Below are 26161 nucleotides of genomic sequence, written 5' to 3' on the forward strand. Positions count from 1 at the left end.
TTCACCTGCGCGGGAGAGTCTCGTTAACCGTCGCCCCTAGCGTCACTGTGTGCCCTGCACCGGGCCCCACCCCTCCAAGATCGAAGGATCCACAGTGAAGATCTCCCGAATCGCACGAATCGGCGCCATCGGCGCCGTCGCCGCTCTCGCCCTCGCCGGCTGTGCCGCGAACGAAGGCGGAACCGGCGGCTCCAGCGAAGAGCCCTCGGAGTCCACGCTCTCCGGCACGATCGACGCGACCGGCGCGTCCTCGCAGACCGCAGCCCAGGAGGCCTGGGTCGCCGCCTTCCAGACGGCCAACCCCGACGTGACGGTCAACTACGAGCCCACCGGCTCCGGCACCGGCCGCGAGAACTTCCTCGAGGGCGGCAGCAACTTCATCGGCTCCGACCGCGCGTTCAACGACGAGGAGATCGCCGCCGGCGGCTTCGGCGCCTGCACCACCGACGACATCGTCGAGGTCCCCCTCTACATCTCCCCCGTCGCGGTCGCCTTCAACCTCGAGGGCATCGACACGCTGAACCTCGACGCCGCCACGATCGCGGGCATCTTCGCCGGCACGATCACCAACTGGAACGACGAGGCCATCGCGGCCCTCAACGACGGCGTCGAGCTGCCCGACCTGGCCATCTCGCCGGTGCACCGCTCCGACCCTTCCGGCACGCAGGAGACCTTCGCCAAGTACCTCAGCGCGACGGCCCCCGACGTCTGGACCTACGAGGTCTCGGACGAGTGGCCGATCCAGGGCGGCGAGGCTGCTCAGGGCACCTCGGGTGTCAAGCAGGCTCTCACCGCCGGCAACGGCGCCATCGGCTTCCTCGACGCCTCGCAGGCGGACGGCCTCGGCCAGGTCGCCGTGGGCGTCGGCGAGGACTTCGTCGCCTACTCGGCCGAGGCCGCCGCGAAGCTCGTCGAGGGCTCGCCGCTCGCCGAGGGCCGTGGCGAGGGTGACCTCGTCTTCGACGTCGACCCGGCCGCTGCCGCGGACGGCGCCTACCCGATCGCCCTGGTCAGCTACCTCATCGGCTGCGAGCAGTACGAGGACAGCAACGTCGCGGAGCTCGTGAAGGAGTACTTCACGTACGTCGCGAGCGCCGAGGGCCAGGATGCCGCCGCGGAGAACGCCGGCAGCGCCCCGATCTCGGACGGCCTGCGCGAGCAGGTCCAGGCCGCGATCGACCTGATCCAGGTCGGCTGATCCTGCCGATCCACTGACGACGGTGCCCCCGCGTCCCCGAGCGGGCGCGGGGGCTCCGCCAGGTCAGCACCCGATCCATCTCCACCCGGCCCGAAACAGGGAGATCATGAGCACGACCGCGCAGGAGCCGACAACGGCACCGGCACCGACACCGGCGCCGCCCACACCGATCAAGGCCAAGCAGCGCCTCGGCGACCGGGTCTTCTCCGGCACCGCGCTGGCGGCCGGCATCATCATCCTGGTCGTGCTGGCGCTCGTCGCCGCCTTCCTCGTCATCCAGAGCCTGCCGGCCTTCCAGCTCGACACCACCGACAACCACATCCTCCGGGGCGAGTCGTTCTGGGTGTACGTGTGGCCCCTCGTCTTCGGCACGCTCTGGGCGTCGTTCATCGCCCTCCTGATCGCCGCGCCCATCGCGATCGGCATCGCCCTCTTCATCTCGCACTACGCGCACCGCCGACTCGCCGCCTTCCTCGGCTACATCATCGACCTGCTCGCCGCGGTGCCCTCCGTGGTCTTCGGCCTCTGGGGCGGCCTCGTGCTCGCGCCCATGCTGCAGCCGATCTACGTCTGGCTCAACGAGAACGCGTCGTGGGTGCCGTTCTTCGGCGGTCAGGTCTCCGCGACCGGGAAGACCATCCTCACCGCCGCCCTCGTGCTCGCCGTGATGTGCATCCCGATCATGACCGCCATCTGCCGCGAGGTCTTCCTGCAGACCCCGAAGCTCCATGAGGAGGCGGCCCTCGCCCTCGGCTCCACCCGCTGGGAGATGGTCCGCATGGCCGTCCTCCCCTTCGCCCGCGGCGGCATGGTGTCGGCCGCGATGCTGGCCCTCGGCCGTGCGCTCGGCGAGACCATGGCCGTGACGATGGTGCTCTCCCCCTCCGCGGTGGTCAGCTTCCTCGTGCTCACCGCCACCAACCCCACGCCGATCCCCGCCAACATCGCGCTCGCCTTCCCGGAGGCGCACGGCACCGGCGTGAACACGCTGATCGCGACCGGCCTCATCCTCTTCGTCGTGACCTTCGCGGTCAATGCGGTGGCGCGCTGGATCGTCGCCCGCCGCGCCGAGTTCTCGGGAGCGAACTGACATGACCGCCCTCACCAGCGCTCCGCCCTCCGCGAGCACCACCGCCCTCACCTCCGGCCGTCTTCCGAAGTGGGCGCCGTGGGCCCTTCTCGGCGTCTCCTTCGTCGTGTCCGCCGCGGTCTTCGGCGTCGCCGCCGCCGGGTCCGACACCCCGCTCGCCGACTTCAACATCGCGGGCACCGTCATCGTCGGCATCCTGCTCTACATGGTGATCATCACCGTGATCTCCTCCATCGCGGAGAGCCGCCGGAAGGCCGTGGACCGCCTGATGACGGCCCTCGTCGCCACCGCCTTCCTCATCGCCCTGCTGCCGCTGATCTCGCTGCTGTGGACCGTGGTGGCGAACGGCATCGAGCGCTTCGACGCCGAGTTCTTCTCCTACTCGATGCGCAACGTCGTCGGCGACGGCGGCGGCATCGTGCACGCGATCTGGGGCACCGTCCTCATCACGCTCACGGCCACGATCATCTCGGTGCCGGTCGGCCTGATGACCTCGATCTACCTCGTCGAGTACGGCCGCGGCAAGATCGCCAAGGCCATCACGTTCTTCGTCGACGTGATGACGGGCATCCCCTCGATCGTCGCCGGTCTGTTCATCTACGCGGTGTTCGCGCTCCTGATCCGCCCCGGCATCTCGATGGGCTTCATGGGCGCGCTCGCGCTCGCGGTGCTGATGACCCCGGTGGTGGTGCGAGGCAGCGAGGAGCTGCTGCGGATCGTTCCGAACGAGCTGCGCGAGGCCTCCTACGCCCTGGGCGTGCCGAAGTGGCTCACGATCCTCAAGGTCGTGCTGCCCACCTCGATCGCCGGCATCATGACCTCGGTGATGCTCGCCATCTCCCGCGTGATCGGCGAGACCGCCCCGCTGCTGCTCACCGCCGGCTTCACGCAGAGCCTGAACACGAACATCTTCGACGGCCAGATGATGACCCTCCCGGTGTTCGCCTACAACCAGTACATGAACCAGGGCACGAGCCCGGACGCCGCCGTCGCGCGCGCCTGGGCCGCCGCCCTCACCCTCATCCTCATCGTCATGGTGCTGAACCTGCTCGCGCGCCTGATCGCGAAGCTGTTCGCCCCGAAGGTCAACGGCCGCTGAGCGCCCGACCACTCAGAATAGGAATCCACGTGTCCAAGAGCATCGAAGTCAACGACCTCAACGTCTACTACGGCAACTTCCTCGCGGTCGAAGGCGTCTCCCTCGACATCCAGCCGCGCAGCGTCACGGCCTTCATCGGCCCGTCCGGCTGCGGCAAGTCCACCTTCCTCCGCACCCTCAACCGCATGCACGAGGTCATCCCCGGCGCCCGTGTGGAGGGCGAAGTGCTCCTCGACGGCAAGGACCTCTACGGCGCCGGCGTCGACCCCGTGCTCGTGCGTCGCCAGGTCGGCATGGTGTTCCAGCGCCCGAACCCGTTCCCCACGATGTCGATCAAGGAGAACGTGCTCGCGGGTGTGAAGCTCAACAACAAGCGCATGTCGAAGAGCGAGCAGGACGACCTCGTCGAGAAGTCCCTCACCGGCGCGAACCTGTGGAACGAGGTCAAGGACCGCCTCGACCGTCCCGGCTCCGGACTCTCGGGCGGCCAGCAGCAGCGCCTGTGCATCGCCCGCGCGATCGCCGTCTCCCCCGAGGTGCTGCTGATGGATGAGCCGTGCTCGGCGCTCGACCCCATCTCGACCTACGCGATCGAGGAGCTGATCGGCGAGCTGAAGAACGAGTTCACGATCGTGATCGTCACGCACAACATGCAGCAGGCGTCCCGAGTCTCCGACAAGACGGCGTTCTTCAACATCGCCGGCACGGGGAAGCCCGGCAAGCTCATCGAGTACGACGACACCACCAGCATCTTCACCACTCCGTCCGTGCAGGCCACCGAGGACTACGTCTCCGGCCGCTTCGGCTGACCCGCACTCTCTCGACCTTCGGGCCCGGACGCCTCGCGTCCGGGCCCGAACCTGTCCCCCGCCCCGTCCCCGGGCCCGTCCCCCGCCCCGTCCCCGGGCCCGTCCCCGGGCCTGTCCCCGGGCGCAACTTCGGAGATGCCGCGCGACACGCCGTCGCCCGGGCTCCGGCCACGGCGTGTCTCCTTCGATCTCCGAAGCTGTGCACGAGTCGGGGCTCCTGCACAGATCGCGAGTCGGGAGGACCGTCCACAGGCGGTGGGCTACCGAGGCGAGTCGCGGCCGGGGAGGCCGAGACGGCGCGAATGATGGCGGGATGTGCACGGGGCGAGGGACGCAGGTGTGGACGTATGCCGCGCTCCGCTCACGACACGGACGACGGCAGATCGAGCGTCGGGTGCGCGGCGGCACCCTCCTCCGGGTGCGGCGCGGGGTCTACGCAACGGACCGCGCCTGCGTGGAGGTCGTGACCGCCGCCGCCCACGGCGGGGTCCTCGGCTGCGAGTCCGCAGCGCGGCATCTCGGGCTCTGGGTGCTCGACGAGCCGGCCCTGCACGTCTGGATGCACCACGACCGCCATCAGTATCCGCACGAGGGCTGCCGGTGCGTGACGCACTGGGATGCTGCGATGTCGAGCAGTGCCTTCGAGCAGCCGGGGGTGCCCCTCGTGCTCCGGCGGATCTACGGCTGCCGAGGGCCGGAGGCGTTCTTCGTCGCCGTGGAGTCCGCCCGCCGGCTCGAACTCATCGACGAGGTCGGGCTGCGCCGGCTCGGTGACCGGCTCGGAGCCGAGGGACGCGACCTCATCGCGTTCTCGCGGGCCGACGCCGACAGCGGGCTGGAGTCTCTGGTGCGGCTGCGGATCCGGCGGTATGGGTGGCGCGTGCGGACGCAGGTCGGCGTGGTCGGAACAGGCCGGGTGGACCTCCTCATCGACGGCTGGCTCATCATCGAGACCGACGGACGCGCCAACCACGAGGAGAGCTCGCTCCGGCACCGCGATCTGGTCCGCGATGCGACCGCTGCGGGCTGGGGTCACCCCACGCTCCGCTTCGACTACGCGATGGTCCTCCATGACTGGCCCCTCGTCGAGCGCGCCATCGTCGAGACCATGGGTCGCCGCCCCTGACCCCGACCCAGCATCTTGCCGCCCTGTGCCGTGCACAGCTTCGGAGATCATCGAGGACACGCCGGTATCGGGCGGTGAGTGTCGGCGTGTCGTCCGGGATCTCCGAAGCTGTGCCCGGGAACCCAGGGACCTCAGTCGCGCGGGGAGAGGAGGTAGGTGTTGAGGTCGTCGGTGAGGGCGGTGTCCACGGGAACCGGCGTGCCGTCGATCGCGGTGATGGCGGTCGCGAGACGCACACTCGACACGAGCCACGCGGCATCGGCCTGCGTCAGATCGGCGGCGGGGATGCGATCGTAGCCCACTTCGAAGCCGCGTGCGAGGAGGTGGTCGTAGACGCTGAGCTGCGTGGTCCCGTGCAGGATGCCGCCGTTCGGGGCCGGGGTCGTGAACCGGTCGCCGACGCGCAGGATGAGGGAGGCCGTCGGAGCCTCCAGCACGAAGCCGTCGCTCGACAGGAAGATCGCGTCGTCGGCTCCGCGGCGCTTGGCCTCGCGCAGGGCCGCCATGTTCACGGCGTAGGACAGCGTCTTGGCCCCGAGCAGCAGCCAGGGGGCGCGTTCCGCGGCGCCGAGGTCGTATCCGCGGTCCAGGGTGACGACCTTGACGCCGTTCCGCCGCACCGCCGCGAAGTCCGCCGCCGGAGCCGCCGTGACCCACGCGGTCGGCGTCGGACCGTGCTCGACGCCGCGGCTGAGGATCAGCTTGATGACCGACTCCCCCGCCCCGAGCTGTGCTGCGGCCTGCTGGATCGCCTGACGCCACTGCTCCTGGTTCGGCACCGGGAGGTCGCAGAGTCGCGCCGAGTGCGCAAGGCGTTCCAGATGCGGGACGACCTCCTGCGCATGTCCGTCGATCACGCCGATGGACTCGAACACGCCATCGCCCCGTTGCGTGCTCAGCTCGCCGACGCTGAGGGCGGGGGCCGCGGCGTCCACCTGCGTGAACGTGTCGGCGTAGTCGTCACGCTGCTCGTAGGCGGCGACGGGATCGATCATGAGGGCGAAGCGACGGGTCATGTGACGAGCCTAGGCCGCCGGGAATACCCACCGCGTCCTCGCGTTACACTGGAGTGGCCGGGCCGCATAACCCCGGGCTCCAATTTTCGCCGCTGCGAGCGGCCTTCCGCCGAGAGGCGTTCTTGCGGCCCGGTCTTTCTCTGTCCGGATGCCGTCCCGACAGAGCCGAACTCAGGCCAGCGCTCCGGTGCGCCACAGAGCCGCCGACGCTGCGAGGTCCTGGGCATAGCTGCTCAGCCGCTGCGCCCGCGTGGTGAGCTCGCTGGCACGGGCGGGCTCCGTCGGCTCGTAGTCGTCGGCGGTGTGCGTCGCGCCGGAGGCCTGGACGCGGCAGAACGCCGCCGCGCGCTCCAGCGCGACGGCGAAGTCGCCGCGGAAGGCGCCGCGCAGGATCGTGTCGATGAGCGCCACGAGCTCGTCCGGGCTCGCCGGCACCGGCGCTCCGGCGACCACGGCATCGGCCGACGGCAGCTCGACCCGCCCGCGGTCGTAGAGGAGGGCCGCCGTGCGCGGATCGCCGTGGATGGCGAGCTGGAGGACGTACAGCCGCCACAGCGACCCCGGGAGGGTGCGCGACGGCGCCTTCGACCACAGTTCGGCGATCTCGTCGATGCCGTGCTCGCTCGTGAAGGCGATCAGCCGTTCGACGCTCGCCCCGCTCTCGTCCTCGCGGACGCGGGTCAGCAGCGCGGAGGCGGTGGCGTGCGCGACGCGCGTCTCCTCGGCGGGGTCATGGGCGCCGACGATGTTGTCGAAAGCGCTCGTCGGTCGACGCACGGGACGGTGGTGCTGCTCGGGCATCCCTCCAGGGTACGCCGGACCGGGGCCTCTCAGGCCGTCGGGATGACGATCACCGGGTCGGTCGTGGGCAGTCCGGACGGCGATCCGCCCTCCTGCTCGATCGTCACCGCGATGGCATCGCCGACCTGCATCTCGCCCTCGAGGAGCGCGGTGGCCTCCCCACCGTCGACATCGAACACGCCGGCGGCGATCGGGTCCTCCCCGCGCACGAACCACAGCTCGTACGTCTTCCCGTCCGCGACCTCGGGCAGCCCATCCGTGACCAGCACGGCCTTGCCGACCGAGCCCGACCAGTGCGCGGTGGCCGTCGCACCGTCGTCGAGCTCCACCGTGGCCTTCTGCGCATCGCCCGCGGATTCGATCTCCTGCAGCGCGACGACGCTCTCCGGCCGGTTCAGCTGATCGTTGAGGGCGACGGCACCGATACCGACACCCACCAGGAGCGCGAGACATGCGGCGAGCGCGAACGCGAGCCGGGTCCAGCGTCGGGGCGTGCGGGGCGCCGTCTCATCGGCGGGAATCGAACTCGCCGCCGCCGGGACCTCCGGGTCGGCCTCGGGGTCCGTGGCGTCATCCTGCGGAGTCTTGGCGATCTGGGCGAGCAGGGCCGCGCGGATGCCGGCGGGCGGAGCGACCGGAGCCATGCCGTCAGCGAGGAGAGCAGCAGCCTCGGCGTCGGCGTCGTGCTGCGCCGCCCACTCCGGATGCTCGGCGAGGGCGCGTCGGTACCGACGCTCGTCGTCCGCCGACAGCGCGTGGAGCGCGGCACCTGCCGCGAGTTCTGCGAAGTCCTTCTCGTTCATGCCGTCACCCCCATCGCCGTGCGGAGCCGGGTCAGCCCGTCTCTCATCCGTGTCTTGATCGTGCCGAGCGGTGCTCCCACGAGCGCCGCGATCTCGTTCTGACTGTAACCGCCGTAGTAGGCGAGGACGAGCGCCTCCCGCTGCGCCTCGGGAAGCCCCGTCAGCGCTGCGACGACCCGCTCTCCCTCGATCCCCAGTTCGACCCGTTCCGCCACGCTGTCGTGCGCGACGCCGAGGTCTCGATAGCCCGCACGCACGTCCCGGTCCGCACTCGACTGCGAAGCCCGCACCCGATCCACGGCCCGGCGATGCGCGATCGTCATCACCCAGGTTCGTCCCTGTCCCTTGTTCGGAGCGAACCGGGAAGCGGATTGCCAGATCTCGAGGAACACCTCCTGCAGCACCTCCTCGCTCTGCGCGCGGTTCACGAGCACGCGGAGGATGAGGCCGAACACACGGGAGGAGAGGGAGTCGTACAGCGCGGCGAAGGCAGCCTGATCACCGGAGGCGACGCGGACGAGGAGGTCGGCGACAGCATCCTGCGGCGCCGCCCCGTCCTCGGGGACGTCCATCCCATCGATGACCATCTCCATAAGCATGCCGTATCTCCTCCCTCTTCCCGTGCAGACGTCACCCGAATGTGAACGAATACACCTCGACGCCGGTGGGGACCTCGAGCGTGAACGTGCCCTTCTCGATGTCGCCCTCCTCGAGCAGGCCGTACGAACGCGGCGTTCCGTCGATCCGGATCGTCTGTTCGTTCCCGTCGGCGTCCGTGACCACCACCTCACCCGACCCCGCGACGACCATGCGCACCTCGGCCGCGCGATACTGCAGCCGGATCCGCGCGTCGTCAGCCGTCGGCGTCACGTACTGGGTGTCCACGGTCCAGTCCCCGTCCAGCGCGAAGCTGTCGTCCGGCTGGTCGTCGGGGAAGGTGAAGCTGCCGTCGCCGCGACGGTACTCGCCGCCGCCGCCGTAGTTGACGTCCTTCGAGGAGCCGAGGAAGGTCTCCCGGGTCGTGGCGCCCACCTCGGGGGTCTCGTCCTTCACGTCCGTGGCCGCGGGAAGCTCGACGTCGGGGTCGGCGTCCTGCAGCAGCTCCCTGATCATCTTCTCGGTCGCGGCGTAGTTGCCCTCACCGAAGGAGATGTGGCGCACGGTGCCCTCCGCGTCGATGAGGTAGTGCGCGGGCCAGTACCGATTGCGGTAGTTGGTCCAGGTGGAGAGCGAGTTGTCGAGCGCGACGGGGTACTCGATGCCGAAGTCGCGTGCGCCGGCGGCGACGTTCCCCGGATCCTTCTCGAACGCGTACTCGGGCGAGTGGACGCCGATCACCTGCAGCCCCGCATCACGGTAGGTCTCATCCCAGGCCACGACGTGCGGGATGGAGCGCTGGCAGTTGATGCAGGAGTACGCCCAGAAGTCGATGAGCACCACCTGCCCGCGCAGATCCTTCAGATCGATGGCCTCTCCGTCCGGCGTGTTGAGCCACTGCTGGATGCCCTTGATGGACGGCGCCGTTCCGCAGGACTCGAGTTCGGTCGCGCCGTTCGTGCACTGGTCGAGGTCCTTGTTCTCCTCGTTGACGAGGCCGCCGAGATCGAGGGCGTCCTGCACCTGCTCGGAGTCGGCGATCTGCTCCTGCAGCGGCGCGGTGTAGTCCGGGAGCAGCCGCTGCAGCGCCTGGGGGACGTTGAAGACGAGACCCACGGCGAGCGCGATCATCGCCACCCCGGCGGCGATCCGGAGCGCCCGTTCCTTCGTGCGGAAGGCCCGGATGCGCTCGATGACGCTGCGACCGGCGAGCGCGAAGACCAACAGGGGCACGGCGACGCCGATCGCGAAGGAGACGGTGAGCAGCACGGTGCCGACGCCGATCTGCCCGGTGGAGCCCGCGACGATGATGGCCGCGAGGACAGGACCCGCGCACGGGACGAAGACCGCCCCGAGGGCGAGACCGACGCCGAACCCGTTACCGCGGTTCTTCACCTCTCGCTGCCCGAAGCGCTGAAACGGCCGCTCCAGGATGTGCTGGAACCGCGGCACGATGAGTCCCACCCCGATGATGACCAGCACCGCGATGCCGACCCAGCGGATGATGTCCTGCGGCAGGTTCAGCAGGCCCAACAGGAGCGACCCGGCGAGCGTCACGAGCGTGAAGCTGAGCACGAGCCCCGCGATGACGAAGTAGGGGCGGCTGCGTTTCGCCGGCACCGCCTCCCCCTCGTACGACGCCGACTGGGCTCCGCCGGTGAGGAAGATCACCGGGAGCACGGGCAGGATGCACGGCGAGATGCCGGTAATGAGCCCGCCGAGCAGGCCGATGATGATCAGGTCCATGAGGTCCTCGTCTCTGTCGGGTGCTGTTCGCGCCGACCCCCCGCAACGGATTGGATCGGATCCGATTTCGGAGAATCTCGAAATTCTTCCCATCCGATCCGCGGAGGCTTCCGAACAGCCCTCGACGCCACGGAGAGGCCGTGGCCGGAGTTTCGAAGGAGCTCGACATGTTCAGCACCAAGAAGAAGGTCACCGCAGCAGTCACCCTGGGTCTGGCGAGCGCATTCCTGCTCTCGGCATGTTCCATGGGCAGCGGGACGAGCACGGAGGAGTCGTCGGAGCCGACGACGCCGGAGTCGTCGGAGTCGACGCCGATGGAGATGGATCCCGCCGCGAACCTCGTCGGTCCCGGCTGCGCGGCGTACGCCGAAGAGGTCCCGGACGGCGCCGGTTCGATCCAGGGCATGTCCCAGGACCCGGTGGCGGTCGCCGCCTCGAACAACCCGATGCTGACGACGCTCGTCTCGGCCGTCAGCGGTGAGCTGAACCCCGACGTGAACCTCGTCGACACGCTCAACGGCGACGAGTTCACCGTGTTCGCACCGGTCGACGACGCCTTCGCGAAGATCGACGCCGCGACGATCGAGACCCTGAAGACCGACAGCGACCTGCTGACCTCGATCCTCACGTACCACGTGGTCCCCGGCCAGATCGAGCCGTCCGACATCGAGGGCATGCACACCACCGTCCAGGGCGCCGACCTCGAGGTGACCGGCAGCGGTGACGAGTGGATGGTCAACGACGCCAACGTCATCTGCGGCGGCGTGCAGACCGCGAACGCGACCGTGTACCTCATCGACTCGGTCCTGATGCCCCCGGCTGAGTAAGCCAGGGACGGTGCCGGTGACCCGACCGGCACACGGCCTCCCCTGTTGTCAGGAGGGACACGGGGCAGGTGAAGGGGCCGTCGGCGGCTGTGGCGCCGACGGCCCCTCGTCGTGCGCCCCCTAGACTGGGAGCACGGGCCTCTAGCTCAGTTGGCAGAGCATCGGACTTTTAATCCGCGGGTCGTGGGTTCGAGCCCCACGGGGCCCACCGCATCCTCAGTCGTCGCCGCCGGCGTTCCCGGCGAGCAGGTCGTCGCGGATCCCGGCGACGCCGTCCGGCAGCGTCTCGCCGTGCATCACGAAGTCGGGAGCGTCAGGGCTCCCCCCGATGCCGCAGACGGCGACGTTGTCCTGACCGTCGATCGTCTCCGGGACGGCCACGAACCACACCGCTGACTGTTCCAGCCACTCGGTGGTCGCCATGTCGGCGAAGAACGTGGCGTTCGGCGAGATCGTGCGGATCTTGTCGGTGCAGAGGGAGACGAGCTGCACCTTCGTGAAGGCACCGGCGGCCGGCGGCGACGACGTCTCCGCGGGCGTCGGGGTCGGCGTGGGGGCGGGCGAGGACGACGGCGTCCCCGTGTCGCTGGAGGTCGCGGTCGGCGTCGGTTCCGGGGCCGGCGTGCAGCCGGCGAGGACGACCAGCACCGGCAGGAGGAGGAGAGCGGGACGGAGGCGCATGTCTGGATCGTATCGAGTCGCCGATGCCCTTCCCTCCAGCGCGGCCGCTCTGTATCACCGTCGTCTCCGGCTGGCCACCCCCTGGCGACGCCCGGAGCCCTGCGAGAGGCTCGAGGAGTCCCCGGAACAGGGCGACTTCCCACCGAAAGGACGGACCATGACTCTCACCGGAAACCGCGTGGCATTCCTGGCGACGGACGGCTTCGAGGACAGCGAGCTCACGAGCCCCTGGGAGGCGGTGACGACGGAGGGCGCGAGCGCCACTCTCATCGCGCCGGACGGTGCCGCGATCACCGGCAAGAACGGACACGAACAGGCTGTCGACCTCAAGGCCGCCGACGCCTCCGCCGACCAGTTCGACGCGCTCGTGCTGCCGGGCGGCGTGGTGAACGCCGACCACCTCCGCATGGATCAGGCCTCCATCGACCTGGCCCGTGCGTTCTTCGAGCAGCACAAGCCCGTCGGCGTGATCTGCCACGGCGCCTGGATCCTCATCGAGGCCGGTGTCGTCGACGGTCGGACGATCACGAGCTACCCCAGCCTGAAGACCGACCTCCGCAACGCCGGAGCGAGCTGGGTGGACGAGGAGGTCGTGGTCGACGAGGGTCTCGTGTCGAGCCGCACCCCCGACGACCTCCCGGCGTTCAACGCCAAGCTCGTCGAGGAGATCGGCGAGGGCAAGCACGCGGGGCAGACCGCCTGACGCTCAGCTGACGCGCGCCCGATGGCGCCGCACGGCCGCCCGGTTCGCGCACCTCACGGAGCAGAACCGCTGGCGGCCGTTGCGCGTCACATCCGCGACGACGTTCGTGCACGGCGGAGCGTCGCAGCGTCCGAGACGGTTCATCCCTCTCGTCACGAGGTGCAGCGCGGTGCCGAGGTTGATGATCGCGCGCAGCACGAAGGGCAGCGAGCGCACGTCGTCGCGATAGTGCAGATGCCACCCCTCGTCATCGTGGTTGGTGAGCCGCGGATAGGCCCCAGCGGCGGCGAGCTGATCGTTGAGCAGAGCGGCCCGTGCATCGGCGTCCGGTTCGTCGACGATGGCCAGCCAGTCGTCGATCACCGCGCGCACCTGCGCGTGGTCATCGGGTGCCGGGGGAAACGTCTGCGTCATCCCCAGCGCGAGCGTGCGCTCCTCGATCCCCGCGCGGTCCTCCGGCCAGTCGTTCGCGAGGGAGGTGGCGAGGAGCACCGCATACTCGCCGTAAGGGTTGAGATGCATAAGACCATTACACCACGCTGGTCCCATGACCTCCTCCGACACCCTCCCGATCCCCCGGCTCGCCTCCCCCGCCGACACCCACGAGCACGCCTGGCTCGTGGAGTCGCGCCATCCCACGAGCGAGGGCGTCGTGATGTACGTCCGTTGCGTCGGCTGCGATTCCCGCCGGGTCGACCTGGCCGCGCACGCTCAGGTGCCACCGGCCGCGCTGAGCCGCGCGGCGGTCATGCCGTCAGGGCGATGAGCTTCCGCACGGTGCGCAGGTTACGGGCCGTCCCGGCAGTCCCGAGCGCACGGTCGAGCACCGCCTTCGTGAGTCTGGTCGTGTGCACTCCCCCGGCGGCGTAGTCGATCCACAGATCGTGCCCGACCAGGGCGAGACGCTCGCCCGGCACGAGACGTCCCTGCAGGGCGTCGAGGGCGCCGGCCGCCGGAGCACCCTCGAGGAACATCGCGTGCACCAGCTTCAGATCCCCCTCCGGGAAGGGCTGGGCCGCCTCGGAGTCGGCGAGCTCGGCGTGCGTGCGGTGGATGACCGGGGTGTCGACACCGAACTCGGCTGCGATCAGCGCGCGCACCGTCGCGCAGGACGCCGCCGGGTCTCGCGGGGTCGCGCAGACGATGTTGCCGCTGGCGATGTAGGTGGAGACGTCCTGCAGGTCGGTCTCGGCGTCGAGGACTTCCCGCAGCCGGGCCATGGGTACGCTGCTGCGTCCGCTGACGTTGACCGCGCGGAGGAGGAGGACGCTGCGACTCACGCCTCCGCGCTCTCGAGGAGTTCGGCACCGGCATGCGCGAGTTCGGCGAGGGCCGCGGCGCTCGATTCGGGGGCGACTCCGGCGATCAGGTCCGTGAGGATGCGGACGTGGACACCGTGGGCGATCGCGTCGAGCCCCGAAGCGCGGACGCAGTGGTCTGTGGCGATGCCGACGACGTCCGCCGTGACGACCCCCGCGGCGCTGAGGACCGCGGCGACCGTCGCGCCGTCGTCGGACACCCCCTCGAACATCGAGTACGCCGGGCGCCCCTGACCCTTGCGCACGTGATGGGTGACGCCGTCCGTCACCAGCAGCGGATCGTAGTCCGCCCCCGCGGTGCCGGCGACGCAGTGCACGGGCCAGGAGTCGGTGTAGTCGGGGGTGGAGGAGAAGTGCCCGCCGTTGTCGCCGTCCGCGTCGTGCCAGTCCCGGGAGGCCACGATGACCTCATAGTCGGCGGCGTGCGACGCGAGGTGGGCGGATATCGCGGCGGCCACCGCGTCACCACCCTGGACGGCCAGGGCGCCGCCCTCGGTGAAGTCGTTCTGCACGTCGACGATGAGAAGCGCTCTGCTCATGCTCCGAGCGTACGCCCCACGGCCGGGCCCGGAGACGAGGAAACCCCCGGGACCACGAGGGTTCCGGGGGTTTTCCTGAGCCGCTTGTCAGAATCGAACTGACGACCTTTTCATTACGAGTGAAATGCTCTGCCGACTGAGCTAAAGCGGCGTGCGACGCGTGAGCGGCGCGATCACCGATATTACCCTGTCTCGCGCTCGCTCGCGAATCGAGGCGCGCTCACTCGCAGCGCAGGCCGTCCTCCGGCACCACGTCTTCGAGCAGGAAGGCCTCCACCGCGTCATCCACGCAGACGTTCCCCTTGTTGTAGCCGGTGTGCCCCTCGCCCACACGGGTGATGAGGACGCCCTCGGAGAGCTGGTCGGCGAGCGACTCCGACCACTCATACGGGGTCGCGGGATCGTTGGTGGTGCCGACGACGACGATGGGCCCCGCGCCTTCCGCGGTGATCTTCTCGCGAGTGCCGGTAGGCGGATACGGCCACACCTCGCACGGGTCGGGTCCCGACCAGTACGGAGCGATGGTCGGCGCCCCCTCCGCGATCTTCTTCTCGGTGGCCGCCTCTGCCGCAGGGTCGTCCTCGACCGGGTAGTCCATGCAGTTGTACGCACGGAAGGCCTCGGTCGAGTTGTCGATGTAGGCGCCGTTCTCCCGACCGTTGTAGAAGTCGGTGAGGCGGAAGGCCGTCGACGGGTCGCCCTGCAGCGCCTCGTCCAGGGCCTGGGTCAGGATCTCCCAGCTGTCCTCCGAGTACAGCGCCGCGATGATCGCCGTCATCAGGGTGTCGGCGCCCATGAGCCGGCCGTCGCCGTTCTTCAACGGCGTGCGGTCCGCGCTCGCGAGCAGGGCGCCGAGATCGGCCATCGCCTCGTCGACCGTCCCGCTGAAGGGGCAGGAGCCGGAGTCGAGGCAGTTCTGCATGTAGGCCCGCAGTGCCGACTCGAAGCCGAGTGCCTGCGTGGCGCCGACCTCGAGACCGGGCACGGAGGGGTCGATCGCCCCGTCGAGCACGAGCCGTCCGGCCTTCTCCGGGTAGAGCTTGGCGTAGGTCGCGCCGAGGAACGTGCCGTACGAGTACCCGAGGTAGTTGAGCTCCTTGTCGCCGAGGACGGCGCGGAGGAGGTCCATGTCGCGGGCGGCGTTGACCGTGGTGATGTACGGCAGGATCCCCTCGCTGTTCGCGTCGCACGCCTCTCCGAAGGCGCGAGCGGAGTCGAGCAGCTCGGACTCCCACTCCGGGGTGCCCCGCGGCGCGGCGGGGATGCCGTAGAGGTAGTCGTCCATCTCCTTCGCGTCGTAGCAGGTGACGGCGGTGGAGGCCCCGACACCGCGCGGGTCGAAGCCGATCACGTCGTAGTTCTCGATGAGCGCCGGGCCGACCGCGTAGTCCAGGCTGCTCTGGATGAGGTCGACGCCGCTGGAACCAGGCCCTCCGGGGTTCGTGAGCAGCGAGCCGATCGCCTCGCCCTCGGCGCGGTGCCGCACCACGGCGAGCTCGATCTCTCCCGCGCTCGGGTCCTCCCAGTCGAGCGGCGCGGTGACGGTCGTGCAGTCGAAGCCCTGACCGCAGTCGGTCCAGTCCAGCTCCTGGGAGTAGAAGGGCAGCAGATCCTCCGCGACGCCCTCGGTGTCCGGCGTCTTCTCCACGGCCGGCTTCGAGGACTGCTCCGGGATCATGGCGTAGAGGCATCCGGAGAGCGCGACCGAGGCCGCGGCCAGACCGGCGATGAGCGCCGCGGTGCGACGGAGGCGGGGCAGGGATCGAGTCTTCACGGTTTCCTCCCGCTCGTGACGGTCACGAGCAAACTCTCGAGCGCGAGCAGCGGGGCGACGTTGCGCTCCAGCGCCTCACGGGTCTCGGCCAGGTGGTCGAGCACGACGAGCGTGCGCTCCACGCTCCATGCGGACGCGAGCCCGGCCAATTCGGCATGGAGCTCGCGGTTGATGAGGTCGTCGCCGCGACCGTACTGCAGCATCACGACATCGCGGAAGAGCGACTGGAGGTCGGTGAGGACGCGGTCGATGCCGTCCCGCAGACTCCGCGTGGCCCGCTTCTTCTGATCGTCCTCCAGCGCCGACACCTGAGCGCGCAGCGCCGGAGGCACCGCCTGACCCTCGGCGACCCCCACGGTGCGCAGCAGGGCGGCGCGTTCGGCCGCGTCCCGCTCGGCGGTGAGGGCCTTGGCGTCTTCCGTCGCCGCTTGGATGATGCGCCCGGCGACCTCGACGGCGTCGTTGACCCCGCGCACCCCCATCACGGCACGGAGCGTCTCGTCGCGGCGTCGGCGCGCGGCATCGTCGGTGGCCAGACGCTGAGCCATGCCGATGTGCCGCTGCGCGTGTCGAGCCGCCTGCTCGGCGACCGCCTCGTCCACACCCGTGCGGAGGCTGATGAGGCGGGACACGTCCGCCACGTCTGGTTCGCGGAGACGGAGCGACCGCACGCGCGACCGGATCGTGGGGAGGAGATCGGCCTCACTCGGCGCGCACAGGATCCAGACGGTCTGCTCCGGCGGCTCCTCCAGTGCCTTGAGCAGCACGTTGGAGGTGCGCTCCACCATCCGATCGGCGTCTTCCACCACGATGACCCGGTAGCGACCGGCGGACGGGGCGAAGTAGGAGCGTTCGACGAGGGCGCGCGCCTCGGCGATGGTGATGATCACCTTGTCGGTGCGCAATGCGGTCACATCGGGGTGCGTCCCGGCGAGGACCTGCCGCATCGTGGCCTCGTCGTCGGGGCCCTCGGCGATGAGCGCGGCGGCGAAGGCATAGGCGAGGGTCGACCGTCCGGACCCCGGAGGGCCGGTGATCAGCCAGGCGTGCGAGAGTGCGGCCGGATCGGATGAGGCGGAGCGCAGCGTCTCGACGGCGGCTTCCTGCCCCCAGACGTCTGCCCACGGAAAAGGCGGGGCGAGGGTTGAGGGCATGCACTCAGCCTAATCGGCACCGCCGACGCTCCCACCACCCGGCGGCGACTCTGCGTCCGTCCGGATGACGATGTCTCCGGGGAGGATCAGTCGAAGAGTGCGGAGACCCGGGCGCGGATGCGGTCGGCGATGCGCTCGGGTGCGTCAGCGGCGTCGATCACGAGGAACCGCCCAGGCTCCGCGCGGGCCAGGTCGAGATAGGCCTCGCGCACGCGGGAGTGGAAGGCCTCCTTCTCGGCCTCCAGCCGGTCGAACGGCTTGTCGGCCGAATCGAGGCGCATGCGCGCGGTGGCCGGATCGAGGTCCAGCAGGACGGTGAGATCCGGAAGAGCCCCTTCGGCGGCCCAGAGCGACAGGTCGCGGATCTCCGTGGCGTCCAGAACACGTCCGGCGCCCTGGTAGGCCACCGAGGAGTCGAGGTAGCGGTCCTGCAGCACGATCTCACCGCGAGCGAGTGCGGGTCGGACGACCGTGGCGACGTGGTGTGCGCGGTCGGCGGCGTAGAGCAGCGCCTCCGCACGCGGGGCGATGTCGCCGCGGTGGTGGAGCACGATGTCGCGGATGAGTTGCCCGACCTCGGAACCTCCCGGCTCCCGGGTGCGCACGACCGTCTGACCGCTCTGCTCCAGCCAGGTGGCCAGGAGGTTCGACTGGGTCGTCTTCCCGGAGCCGTCCCCGCCCTCCAGCGTGATCCAGAGGCCGGAGCCTGCGGTCACGAGTCCGCCTTCTCTGCCGCCTTCGCCGCCGCGTTCGCCGCCCGGGTCGCCGCCGCCTTCTTCGCCGCCGCCGAGCGGGCCGCGGAGGTGGTCGACGTCTTCGCCGTGGACTTCTTCGCGGTGGAGGCGGCCGTCTTCGCCGGAGCCTTCTTGGCTGGAGCCTTCTTCGCGGGGGCCTTCTTGGCCGGTGCCTTCTTGGCCGCTCCACGCTTGGGCGCCGGACCCTTGTCGCGCTTGTCCGCGAGCATCTGCACGGCGATCTCGAACGTGATGTCGTCCGGGGTCTGTCCGCGCGGGATCGTGACGTTCGTCTCACCGTCGGTGACGTACGGCCCGAACCGGCCGTCGCGCACACGGATAGGCTTGCCGCTCACCGGGTCGGCGTCGAACTCGGCCAGCGCGCTCGACGCCCGGCGGGCGCCGTACTTGGGCTGCTGGTAGATCTCCAGAGCCTGCTCCAGAGTCACCTCGAAGATCTGCGACTCGCTCTCGAGCGACCGGGAATCGGCGCCCTTCTTCAGATACGGACCGAAGCGCCCGTTCTGCGCGGTGATCTCGTCACCCGTCTCCGGGTCGACGCCGACGACGCGCGGCAGGCTCAGCAGCTGCAGCGCGGTGTCGAGGTCGATCGTGTCCACCGACATCGAGCGGAACAGCGAGGCGGTGCGGGGCTTGGGCGCCGCTTCCTTCTTCGCGCCGCGCTTCCCCTTCGCGCTGGGTGCCTGAGCCTGTCGAAGGTCGACGACCTCACCGGTGGCCTCGTCGACGGCGGCATCCTCGGAGACCGGATCGTTCTCCTGCACGTAGGGACCGAAGCGTCCGTCCTTGACAACGACGACCTTGCCGTTCTCCGGGTTCACGCCGAGGACGCGGTCACCGGCGACCGGCGCATCGATGAGCTCCTGGGCCTTCTCCGCCGTGAGCTCGTCGGGCGCGAGGTCTTCGGGGACGTTGACGATCCGCGGCTTGGCCTCCGGATCCTTCGGGTCCGCCACCTCGAGATAGGGACCGTACTTGCCGAAGCGCAGCGTCGCGGTGTCGGTGATCCGCGTCGAGTTCAGCGCGCGGGCGTCGATCTCGCCGAGGTTGTCGACGACCTGGCGAAGACCCACGTGCGAGTCGGAGCCGAAGTAGAACGACTTCAGCCACTCCACGCGGTTCTGCTCGCCGCGCGCGATGGTGTCGAGATCGTCCTCCAGCGCGGCGGTGAAGTCGTAGTCGACGAGCTCGGCGAAGTGCTCCTCGAGCAGGCGCACCACGCTGAACGCGAGCCATGTCGGCACGAGGGCCTGTCCGCGCTTGACCGCGTACCCGCGGTCGAGGATGGTCTCCGGGATCGTGGCGAAGGTCGAGGGCCGGCCGATGCCCTTCTCCTCGAGCACCTTCACCAGCGAGGCCTCGGTGTAGCGCGGCTTCGGCGTGGTGCGGTGCCCCTTCGCCTCCGCGGCGGACACGGCCAGCTCATCCCCGACGGAGACCGCGGGCAGGGACTGGTTCTCGGCGGCGTCCGCGTCGCTGCGCTTCTCGTCACGCCCCTCTTCGTACGCCTCCAGGAAGCCCTTGAAGGTGTAGACGGTGCCCGAGGCAGTGAACTCGGCGGTCTGGCCGTCCGCCTCGACTGCGATGGTGACGGTCGTCGTCTCGTACTTCGCGTCCGACATCTGGCTCGCGACGGTGCGCTTCCAGATGAGGTCGTAGAGCCGCTGCTCCTCGCGGTCGAGCTCGCCGGACAGCGAGGACGGCGTGCGGAAGTTCTCCCCCGAGGGACGGATCGCCTCGTGCGCCTCCTGGGCGTTCTTGCTCTTCGACTTGTACACGCGCGGCTTCAGGGGCACCGCGCTGTCGCCGTAGAGAGCGACGGCCTGGCTCCGCGCCGCCTGCACCGCCTGGGTGCTCAGCGCCGTGGAGTCGGTACGCATATAGGTGATGTACCCCTTCTCGTAGAGGCGCTGGGCGACGCTCATCGCCTGCTTCGCACTCATCGAGAGCTTGCGGCCCGCCTCCTGCTGCATGGTGGAGGTGGTGAACGGCGCGTAGGGGCTGCGCGTGCCGGGCTTGGCCTCGACCTTGGTGACGGTTCCTGCCCCCGCGGCGTCGACGGCTCGCGCCAGGGCAGCCGCCTTGGCCTCGTCGAGGACGACGACCGCCTTCTTGAGCTTCCCGGTGTCGTCGAAGTCGGACCCCCGGGCGAGCTGTCCGCCGTCCACGCGCACGAGGCGGATGCGGAAGGAGGTGCCGGTCGCCGCGGCGTCGGCATCCACGTCCCAGTACTCCGCGGACACGAAGGCCATGCGCTCGCGCTCACGGTCGACGATGAGGCGCGTCGCGGCGGACTGCACCCGGCCGGCGGAGATCCCCGTCTTGACCTTGTACCAGAGCACGGGCGAGACGTCCCACCCGTAGAGGCGGTCGAGGATGCGCCGGGTCTCCTGCGCGTCGACGAGGGCATGGTCGAGCTCGCGGGTGTTGCCGACCGCGGCCTGGATCGCGTCCTTGGTGATCTCGTGGAACACCATGCGCTTGACCGGCACCTTCGGCTTCAGCGTCTCCAGCAGGTGCCACGCGATCGCCTCGCCCTCGCGGTCCTCATCAGTGGCGAGCAGGACCTCGTCGGCGTGCTTGAGCGCGCGCTTGAGTTCGGCGACCGTCTTGGTCTTGCGGTCCGACACCACGTAGTAGGGGTCGAAGCCGTTCTCGATGTCGATGGAGTACTTGCCGTACGCCTTCTTGTCCTCGGCCGGGATGTCCTTCTTGTCGGCGAGATCGCGGATGTGGCCGACGGAGCTGAGCACCTCGTAACCGTCGCCGAGGTATCCCTGAATAGACCGCATCTTCGTCGGGGACTCGACGATGACGAGCTTCTTGCCTTCAGCCAAGGGGCGTCCTTTCTTCGAAGCACACCATACACACCGCTATTCGGGGTCGTTCACAGCGGGCGAGGGGTAAGGCCGTCGTCATGATTCCTCGGGTGGCCCGGCGCGGGCTCGGGAGACGGCGGCGAGTCCAGCGTACGCCGCCTCCACAGACACGGTCGCCACATACCCTTCCAGCGAACAGCTCGTCAACGCCGCCCCGCCTGCCGCGGCGACCCTCGCCGCGAGCGCGCACGGCTCATCCGCCGTCGCCACGGCACCGCTGGCGGCATCGGCCGCGGCGAGTGCGGCGGCGTCGGCCGCACCCGCCGCGCGCTGTGCCGTGACCGCCGCACCGCCCACCGCCGCGAGCCCGACGGACAAGGTCGCGCTCACGACGAGGAGGGCGGCCGCGAGCGCCGAGCCCGCCATCAACGGCCCCCATCGAGAGCGCAGCTCGAGGCGCGCAAGGGGAAGCTGATGACGGCGCCGACCGAGACCCGGACGGTCGCCGTGGCGCACACCAGGTCCCCGGTGGAGGCGAACGAGGCCCCGGCGCCGGGGACCGCCGCGTGCACGATGCGCGCAGCCGTCGCCGTGTCCTCGCCCCGTCCGAGCAGGCGGGCTGCGTCCGCTGCCGCATCCTGGAGCGCCACCTGCCGGGACGCGGCCGCGAGAGCCCCGGCCCCGAGCAGCAGCACCAGCACGACGGCGGGCAGCGCCATGGCGAGCTCCGCCGCGACGGCGCCTCGTTCGCTCCCGCCCCGCGGTCGCTCGCGAAGGGCCGTCACGACACGGTCAGGGCGCGGCGGACAAGCCCCGTGAGGATGCCCCGCACCTCATCCGAGCGCATGATGGCCACCAGCAGTCCCGCGAACGCGACAGCGGCCATCGTGGTGATGGCGTACTCGGCGGTCGCCGCGCCGGTGTCGTCCCCGAAGAGAGCGAGGGCGCGGCGTCGGTTCAGGGTGGGAAGGGTGTCATTCATCTTCGGTACCTCTTTCTTCATCGGTGTGGAGGGGGTCGTCAGGTCGGCAGCGGTGTGGCGGCGAACACGCTGAGCAGCAGCGGTGCCACGCCGAGCAGGAGGAATGCCGGCAGTGTGCAGACGCCGAGCGGAAGCAGCAGGCGCGTGGAGAGCCGAGCAGCGCGAAGACGACCGTGGACCCGTGCCCGGTGCCGGTCCTGCGCCGCGGTCGCGCGGAGGAGTTCGACGGCGGGGACGCCGGCCGCGCGGGAGAGATCGAGCACCTCTTGCACACGGTCGCGTCCGGCCGCATCGACCACCCTCGTCTCTGCCACCAGTTCGACAGCGCGGTCGATCGGTGCGCCTCCCGCCAACGCCACCCCCACGAGCTCCGCAGCCATCCCCGGGGTCCCCGGCTGCGGCCGCGCGCGGCGCAGCAGAGCCTGCGTCCAGAGCCGGGCGAGGACGACGAACAGCAGACCGGTGACGACGCAGGCGGCCCCCAGAGGGTTCCCGACGATGACGCCCCAGGCGTCGAATCCCAGCGCGACGCCGAGCAGCAGACCGGCCAACGGCATCCAGAGCAGCAGGCGCGCCGTGCCCGCAGGCTCGGCGAGCGCGACCCGCACGTCGTCAGCGGCGGATGCGGCGTCGCGCAGAGCCTCGGCGATCGAGCGCAGCACATCGGCCAGTGGGGCCCCGACGGTGGTGGCGATCTCCCACGCCGCCGCCAACTCCGTCCACATCCCGCCCTGCTCCTCGATCGCGGAGACCAACGGCACACCCTTTTCCGTTCGTGCCAGCACCGCCACGGCCACCGGGTCTCCGGTGCGCGCCAGATGACGCCAGGCGACGAGCGGGACCGCGCCGGCCTGGAGCAGCACCGCGAGCGTCTGCACGGAATCGGCGACGTCGGATCCCTGCTCCGCCGACGGTGCGTGCGCGACGAGCCTCACCACGGCTGCACCTCCTCGATCGCGAGACGATCCCTCGCCATCACGAGCCGGCCGGCCTTCGCGAGTCGCCGCGTCCCGCCCGGCGCCCGCTCGAGATGGAGCACCATGGTGAACGCGCTCACCGCCTGACGCCCGAGGGCCACCGCGTCCATACCGGCGAGCGCTCCCAACGCCTCCAGCCGCGCCGGCACGTCGGCCAGGCCGCTCGCGTGCAGTGTGCCGGCCCCGCCGTCGTGTCCGGTGTTGAGAGCAGTGAGGAGTTCTCGTACCTCCTCGCCCCGGCACTCTCCCACCACGAGCCGATCCGGTCGCATCCGCAGGGACTCCCGCACCAGCCGCGCGAGATCGATCCCACCCGCTCCTTCCAGGTTGGCCTGACGCGCCTCCAGCGCCACGTGGTGCGGATGCCGGGGTCTGAGCTCCGCCACGTCTTCGATGGTGACGATCCGCTCACCGGGTGGGGCGGCGGAAAGGAGCGCCGACAGCAGCGTCGTCTTTCCGGTTCCCGTCCCCCCGGTGAGGAGGAGGTTCGCCCGGTCGCGCACGAGTCCGCCGAGCCATCGCTGCTGCCGGGCGTCGAAGGCTCCGCGTTCCGCCAGGGCGTCGAGGTCAGCCACGTGTACGCGAGGAACCCGGATAGAGATGGCGGTGCCCTGCGCAGCGATAGGGGCCAATGCGGTATGCACGCGCACCCCGGAACCGAGCCGCACATCGACGCACGGCGTCTGGTCATCGAGATGGCGGCCGCCGAGGGCCACGAGGGCGACGGCGAGGTCACGGACTTCACGCTCCGTGGCGCGCCAGGACGGCACGCGCTCCGCGCCGCTTCCCCGGTCCACGAACAGCGTGTCCGCGCCGTTCACGAACAGGTCCGTGACGTCCTCGTCGAGGAAGGCGGCGAGCGGAGCGAACGCCGGCTCGTTCCGGAGCGCCTCCTGCGGGGCGCGCACCGGATCCGTGGGCCCTGAGGGCCGCGGGTGGATGACGAATCGATCGGGCATACGGCGACGCTAGGCGGCCTGCGGACCTCAGCCAGCGGACGTGCGCGGGCGCTCACAGAGCATGTGCACAACCCCACAGACCGATCCGCAGTGGAGGAGCGAGCGGAGGGCATCGAACCAGAGAGAGCGCTCCCATGAGAAAGGGCGGCACCTCACGGGGGGAATGAGATGCCGCCCACGGCAGCTCTCGATCGGGGGAATCGGGCGCGCCAGGGCCGGAATGAGATTTCGGCTGTCGTCGAGTGTACGCAAGGCGACCGTCCTGACAAAACCCATCCGAGTACCGACTTTCGGCAGTATTCGGCGGTCAGGGGCGGGGATAGATTCGCCCTGACCTGGTCGCACTCCCCCTGCGGCCATGCCTGCATGACCCGAACGCCGCAAAGGAGCGCCTGCCGATGAGCAGTCAGATCGATCACCTTCTCGACGAGACCCGGCGCTTCGCGCCGTCGGAGGAGTTCGCCGCCCAATCCGTCGCCTCGCAGGAGCTCTACGAGCGCGCAGCCACGGACCGCGAGGGCTTCTGGGCCGACCAGTCACGCGAGCTCGTGCACTGGCACAAGCCCTTCACGCAGGTCCTCGACTGGAGCAACCCGCCCTTCGCCAAGTGGTTCGACGACGGCGAGCTCAACGTCGCGTACAACTGCCTCGACCGTCACGTCGAGGCCGGCAACGGCGACCGCGTCGCGCTGTATTGGGAGGGCGAGCCCGGGGACAGCCGTCGCATCACCTACGCCGAGCTGACCGATGAGGTCAAGCGCGTCGCGAACGTGCTCGAGGGGCTCGGCATCGGTCAGGGCGACCGGGTCGCGGTCTACCTGCCGATGATCCCCGAGGCGATCGCCGCGATGCTCGCCGTGGCCCGCGTCGGCGCCATCCACTCGGTCGTCTTCGGCGGCTTCAGCGCGGACAGCCTGCGCTCCCGGATCGACGACGCCGGCGCCAAGCTCGTCATCACCGCGGACGGCGGCTACCGCAAGGGCCGCGTCTCGGCGCTGAAGCCGGCGGTCGACCAGGCCCTGGCCGACCGCGGCGAGGGCGAGCAGCAGACCGTCGAGCACGTGCTCGTGGTCAAGCGCGGCGAGAACGACGTGGAGTGGACGGACGGCCGTGATCTGTGGTGGCACGACGTCGTTCCCGCGGCCTCGGCCGACCACACCGCCCAGGCTTTCCCGTCCGAGAACCCCCTCTTCATCCTCTACACCTCGGGCACGACGGGGAAGCCGAAGGGAATCCTGCACACCTCCGGCGGCTACCTCACCCAGGCGGCGTACTCGCACAAGAACGTCTTCGACCTGAAGCCGGAGACCGACGTCTACTGGTGCACCGCCGACATCGGCTGGATCACCGGACACAGCTACGTCACCTACGGCCCCCTCGCCAACGGCGCGACCCAGGTGCTGTACGAAGGCACCCCGGACACCCCGCACCCGGGCCGCTGGTGGGAGCTCATCGAGAAGTACAAGGTCTCGATCTTCTACACGGCCCCGACCGCGATCCGCTCCTTCATGAAGATCGGCCGGAGCGTCCCGCAGAAGTTCGACCTGTCGTCGCTGCGTCTGCTCGGTTCGGTCGGAGAGCCCATCAACCCCGAGGCGTGGATGTGGTACCGCGAGGTCATCGGCGCCGGCACGGCCCCCATCGTCGACACCTGGTGGCAGACCGAGACCGGCGCGATCATGGTGTCCGCCCTCCCCGGCGTCACCGCCACGAAGCCGGGCTCCGCGCAGGTGCCGCTGCCGGGCATCTCGATCGACGTGGTGGACGAGCAGGGCGTCGAGGTCGGTAACGGCAACGGCGGTCTCCTCGTGGTCACGGAGCCCTGGCCGAGCATGCTGCGCGGCATCTGGGGCGACCCCGAGCGCTTCCGCGAGACGTACTGGGAGAAGTTCGAGGACAAGGGCTACTACTTCGCCGGCGACGGCGCCCGGCTCGACGAGGACGGCGACCTCTGGCTGCTCGGCCGGGTCGACGACGTGATGAACGTCTCCGGCCACCGGTTGTCGACCGCGGAGATCGAGTCCTCCCTCGTGGCACACGAGGCCACCGCCGAGGCCGCGGTCGTCGGCGCATCGGACGAGACCACCGGTCAGGCGGTCGTGGCGTTCGTCATCATCAAGGAGAGCTACCTCTCCGCCCACGACCCGGCCGGACTCGCGCAGCAGCTGCGGCTATGGGTGGGCGAGCAGATCGGCGCGATCGCGCGTCCCCGCGACGTGTACATCGTGGGCGAGCTGCCGAAGACCCGCTCCGGGAAGATCATGCGACGCCTGCTGCGCGACGTCGCCGAGGGCCGCGAGGTCGGTGACACCACGACGCTCGCCGACACCGCCGTGATGAGTATCATCTCCGCCCAGGTCAAGTAACGCGAGACCCCGGGTTCACGT

General features: G+C 70.0%; 27 protein-coding genes and 2 tRNA genes. 10 read left to right on the forward strand and 19 right to left on the reverse strand.

The annotated features are described in order from the left end of the window. Positions 1-94: 94 nt before the first annotated feature. The 5 genes from RI211_RS12690 (at position 95) to RI211_RS12710 (ending at position 5322) form a co-directional block, all read left to right on the forward strand. Positions 95-1198 carry a phosphate ABC transporter substrate-binding protein PstS gene (locus tag RI211_RS12690; protein ID WP_187662093.1) on the forward strand — a complete coding sequence of 368 codons (1104 nt, stop codon included), beginning with the start codon at positions 95-97 and terminating at the stop codon, positions 1196-1198. A 106-nt stretch (positions 1199-1304) separates the two neighbouring features. After that, positions 1305-2288, forward strand: coding sequence for a phosphate ABC transporter permease subunit PstC (gene pstC / locus RI211_RS12695; protein WP_187662094.1), 984 nt, complete (start codon positions 1305-1307; stop codon positions 2286-2288). Position 2289: 1 nt separating this feature from the next. Further along, on the forward strand, positions 2290-3387 hold the full coding sequence (gene pstA / locus RI211_RS12700; RefSeq protein WP_268776741.1) for a phosphate ABC transporter permease PstA: 1098 nt from the start codon (positions 2290-2292) through the stop codon (positions 3385-3387). A 29-nt stretch (positions 3388-3416) separates the two neighbouring features. Then, positions 3417-4196: a phosphate ABC transporter ATP-binding protein PstB gene (pstB, locus tag RI211_RS12705; protein ID WP_025104291.1), complete on the forward strand. Its 780-nt coding sequence runs from the start codon at positions 3417-3419 to the stop codon at positions 4194-4196. Between the two features lie 313 nt (positions 4197-4509). Then, positions 4510-5322, forward strand: coding sequence for a hypothetical protein (locus RI211_RS12710; protein WP_315637866.1), 813 nt, complete (start codon positions 4510-4512; stop codon positions 5320-5322). 131 nt (positions 5323-5453) lie between these two features. On the opposite strand, the gene RI211_RS12715 is transcribed toward RI211_RS12710, so the two are convergent. The 5 genes from RI211_RS12715 to RI211_RS12735 all read right to left on the reverse strand — a co-directional run bounded on the left by RI211_RS12715 (position 5454) and on the right by RI211_RS12735 (position 10285). Continuing rightward, on the reverse strand, positions 5454-6338 hold the full coding sequence (locus RI211_RS12715; RefSeq protein WP_315637865.1) for an aminodeoxychorismate lyase: 885 nt from the start codon (positions 6336-6338) through the stop codon (positions 5454-5456). 171 nt (positions 6339-6509) lie between these two features. Then, positions 6510-7139, reverse strand: coding sequence for a DNA-directed RNA polymerase subunit beta (locus RI211_RS12720; RefSeq protein WP_315637864.1), 630 nt, complete (start codon positions 7137-7139; stop codon positions 6510-6512). 29 nt (positions 7140-7168) lie between these two features. Next, a complete protein-coding gene (locus tag RI211_RS12725) occupies positions 7169-7942 on the reverse strand; it encodes an anti-sigma factor (RefSeq protein ID WP_315637863.1) in 774 nt (257 codons plus the stop codon). After that, positions 7939-8541, reverse strand: coding sequence for an ECF RNA polymerase sigma factor SigK (sigK, locus tag RI211_RS12730; RefSeq protein WP_187662098.1), 603 nt, complete (start codon positions 8539-8541; stop codon positions 7939-7941). The genes RI211_RS12725 and sigK overlap by 4 nt, the downstream gene beginning before the upstream one ends. A 31-nt stretch (positions 8542-8572) precedes the next feature. Beyond that, positions 8573-10285 (reverse strand): cytochrome c biogenesis protein DipZ, encoded by a 1713-nt coding sequence (locus RI211_RS12735; RefSeq protein ID WP_315637862.1) that lies wholly within the window; start codon positions 10283-10285, stop codon positions 8573-8575. Positions 10286-10452: 167 nt separating this feature from the next. On the opposite strand from RI211_RS12735, the gene RI211_RS12740 reads away from it, so the two are divergent. Both RI211_RS12740 and RI211_RS12745 read left to right on the forward strand, forming a co-directional pair. Next, a complete protein-coding gene (locus RI211_RS12740) occupies positions 10453-11112 on the forward strand; it encodes a fasciclin domain-containing protein (protein ID WP_187662100.1) in 660 nt (219 codons plus the stop codon). 135 nt (positions 11113-11247) lie between these two features. Next, positions 11248-11320, forward strand: a tRNA-Lys gene (locus RI211_RS12745). A gap of 8 nt (positions 11321-11328) precedes the next feature. Here the strand turns inward: RI211_RS12745 and RI211_RS12750 are convergent. Then, positions 11329-11793: a hypothetical protein gene (locus tag RI211_RS12750; protein WP_315637861.1), complete on the reverse strand. Its 465-nt coding sequence runs from the start codon at positions 11791-11793 to the stop codon at positions 11329-11331. A 157-nt stretch (positions 11794-11950) separates the two neighbouring features. On the opposite strand from RI211_RS12750, the gene RI211_RS12755 reads away from it, so the two are divergent. After that, complete coding sequence (locus tag RI211_RS12755; RefSeq protein WP_025104283.1) at positions 11951-12496, forward strand: type 1 glutamine amidotransferase domain-containing protein; 546 nt, start codon at positions 11951-11953, stop codon at positions 12494-12496. Between the two features lie 3 nt (positions 12497-12499). Here the strand turns inward: RI211_RS12755 and RI211_RS12760 are convergent, their stop codons facing one another. Further along, entirely contained in the window at positions 12500-13018 is a 519-nt protein-coding gene (locus RI211_RS12760; RefSeq protein WP_315637860.1) for a CGNR zinc finger domain-containing protein, read from the reverse strand. A gap of 25 nt (positions 13019-13043) precedes the next feature. On the opposite strand from RI211_RS12760, the gene RI211_RS12765 reads away from it, so the two are divergent. Then, positions 13044-13262, forward strand: a complete 219-nt coding sequence (locus RI211_RS12765) for a hypothetical protein (RefSeq protein WP_315637859.1) — start codon at positions 13044-13046, stop codon at positions 13260-13262. Here the strand turns inward: RI211_RS12765 and RI211_RS12770 are convergent. From RI211_RS12770 to RI211_RS12825, 12 genes are all read right to left on the reverse strand, one after another. After that, positions 13243-13776: a DUF1697 domain-containing protein gene (locus RI211_RS12770; RefSeq protein ID WP_259951396.1), complete on the reverse strand. Its 534-nt coding sequence runs from the start codon at positions 13774-13776 to the stop codon at positions 13243-13245. The genes RI211_RS12765 and RI211_RS12770 overlap by 20 nt on opposite strands. Next, positions 13773-14354, reverse strand: coding sequence for an isochorismatase family protein (locus tag RI211_RS12775; RefSeq protein WP_187662105.1), 582 nt, complete (start codon positions 14352-14354; stop codon positions 13773-13775). Before RI211_RS12775 ends, RI211_RS12770 begins: the two co-directional genes overlap by 4 nt. Before the next feature lie 78 nt (positions 14355-14432). After that, a tRNA-Thr gene (locus RI211_RS12780) sits at positions 14433-14505 on the reverse strand. A 69-nt stretch (positions 14506-14574) separates the two neighbouring features. Then, positions 14575-16128 carry an alpha/beta hydrolase gene (locus RI211_RS12785; protein ID WP_315637858.1) on the reverse strand — a complete coding sequence of 518 codons (1554 nt, stop codon included), beginning with the start codon at positions 16126-16128 and terminating at the stop codon, positions 14575-14577. Next, positions 16125-17282: a DNA polymerase III subunit delta' gene (locus RI211_RS12790; RefSeq protein ID WP_187662107.1), complete on the reverse strand. Its 1158-nt coding sequence runs from the start codon at positions 17280-17282 to the stop codon at positions 16125-16127. Before RI211_RS12790 ends, RI211_RS12785 begins: the two co-directional genes overlap by 4 nt. Positions 17283-17368: 86 nt before the next feature. Next, on the reverse strand, positions 17369-17998 hold the full coding sequence (tmk, locus tag RI211_RS12795; protein WP_187662108.1) for a dTMP kinase: 630 nt from the start codon (positions 17996-17998) through the stop codon (positions 17369-17371). Then, the gene (gene topA, locus RI211_RS12800; RefSeq protein ID WP_315637857.1) at positions 17995-20874 is read right to left on the reverse strand and encodes a type I DNA topoisomerase; all 2880 of its coding nucleotides are present in this window, start codon (positions 20872-20874) and stop codon (positions 17995-17997) included. The genes tmk and topA overlap by 4 nt, the downstream gene beginning before the upstream one ends. Before the next feature lie 78 nt (positions 20875-20952). After that, positions 20953-21282: a helicase gene (locus RI211_RS12805; RefSeq protein WP_187662110.1), complete on the reverse strand. Its 330-nt coding sequence runs from the start codon at positions 21280-21282 to the stop codon at positions 20953-20955. Then, the gene (locus tag RI211_RS12810) at positions 21282-21575 is read right to left on the reverse strand and encodes a TadE family type IV pilus minor pilin (protein WP_315637856.1); all 294 of its coding nucleotides are present in this window, start codon (positions 21573-21575) and stop codon (positions 21282-21284) included. The genes RI211_RS12805 and RI211_RS12810 overlap by 1 nt, the downstream gene beginning before the upstream one ends. 62 nt (positions 21576-21637) lie before the next feature. Then, on the reverse strand, positions 21638-21838 hold the full coding sequence (locus RI211_RS12815; protein WP_259951391.1) for a DUF4244 domain-containing protein: 201 nt from the start codon (positions 21836-21838) through the stop codon (positions 21638-21640). Between the two features lie 38 nt (positions 21839-21876). Continuing rightward, positions 21877-22776, reverse strand: a complete 900-nt coding sequence (locus RI211_RS12820) for a type II secretion system F family protein (protein ID WP_315637855.1) — start codon at positions 22774-22776, stop codon at positions 21877-21879. Next, positions 22770-23774, reverse strand: coding sequence for a TadA family conjugal transfer-associated ATPase (locus tag RI211_RS12825; RefSeq protein ID WP_315637854.1), 1005 nt, complete (start codon positions 23772-23774; stop codon positions 22770-22772). Before RI211_RS12825 ends, RI211_RS12820 begins: the two co-directional genes overlap by 7 nt. 398 nt (positions 23775-24172) lie before the next feature. On the opposite strand from RI211_RS12825, the gene acs reads away from it, so the two are divergent. Continuing rightward, positions 24173-26140, forward strand: coding sequence for an acetate--CoA ligase (gene acs, locus RI211_RS12830; RefSeq protein ID WP_315637853.1), 1968 nt, complete (start codon positions 24173-24175; stop codon positions 26138-26140). Positions 26141-26161: the final 21 nt, after the last annotated feature.

Origin of the sequence: Microbacterium meiriae (genome assembly GCF_032364335.1) — a bacterium.
GTDB lineage: Bacteria > Actinomycetota > Actinomycetes > Actinomycetales > Microbacteriaceae > Microbacterium > Microbacterium meiriae.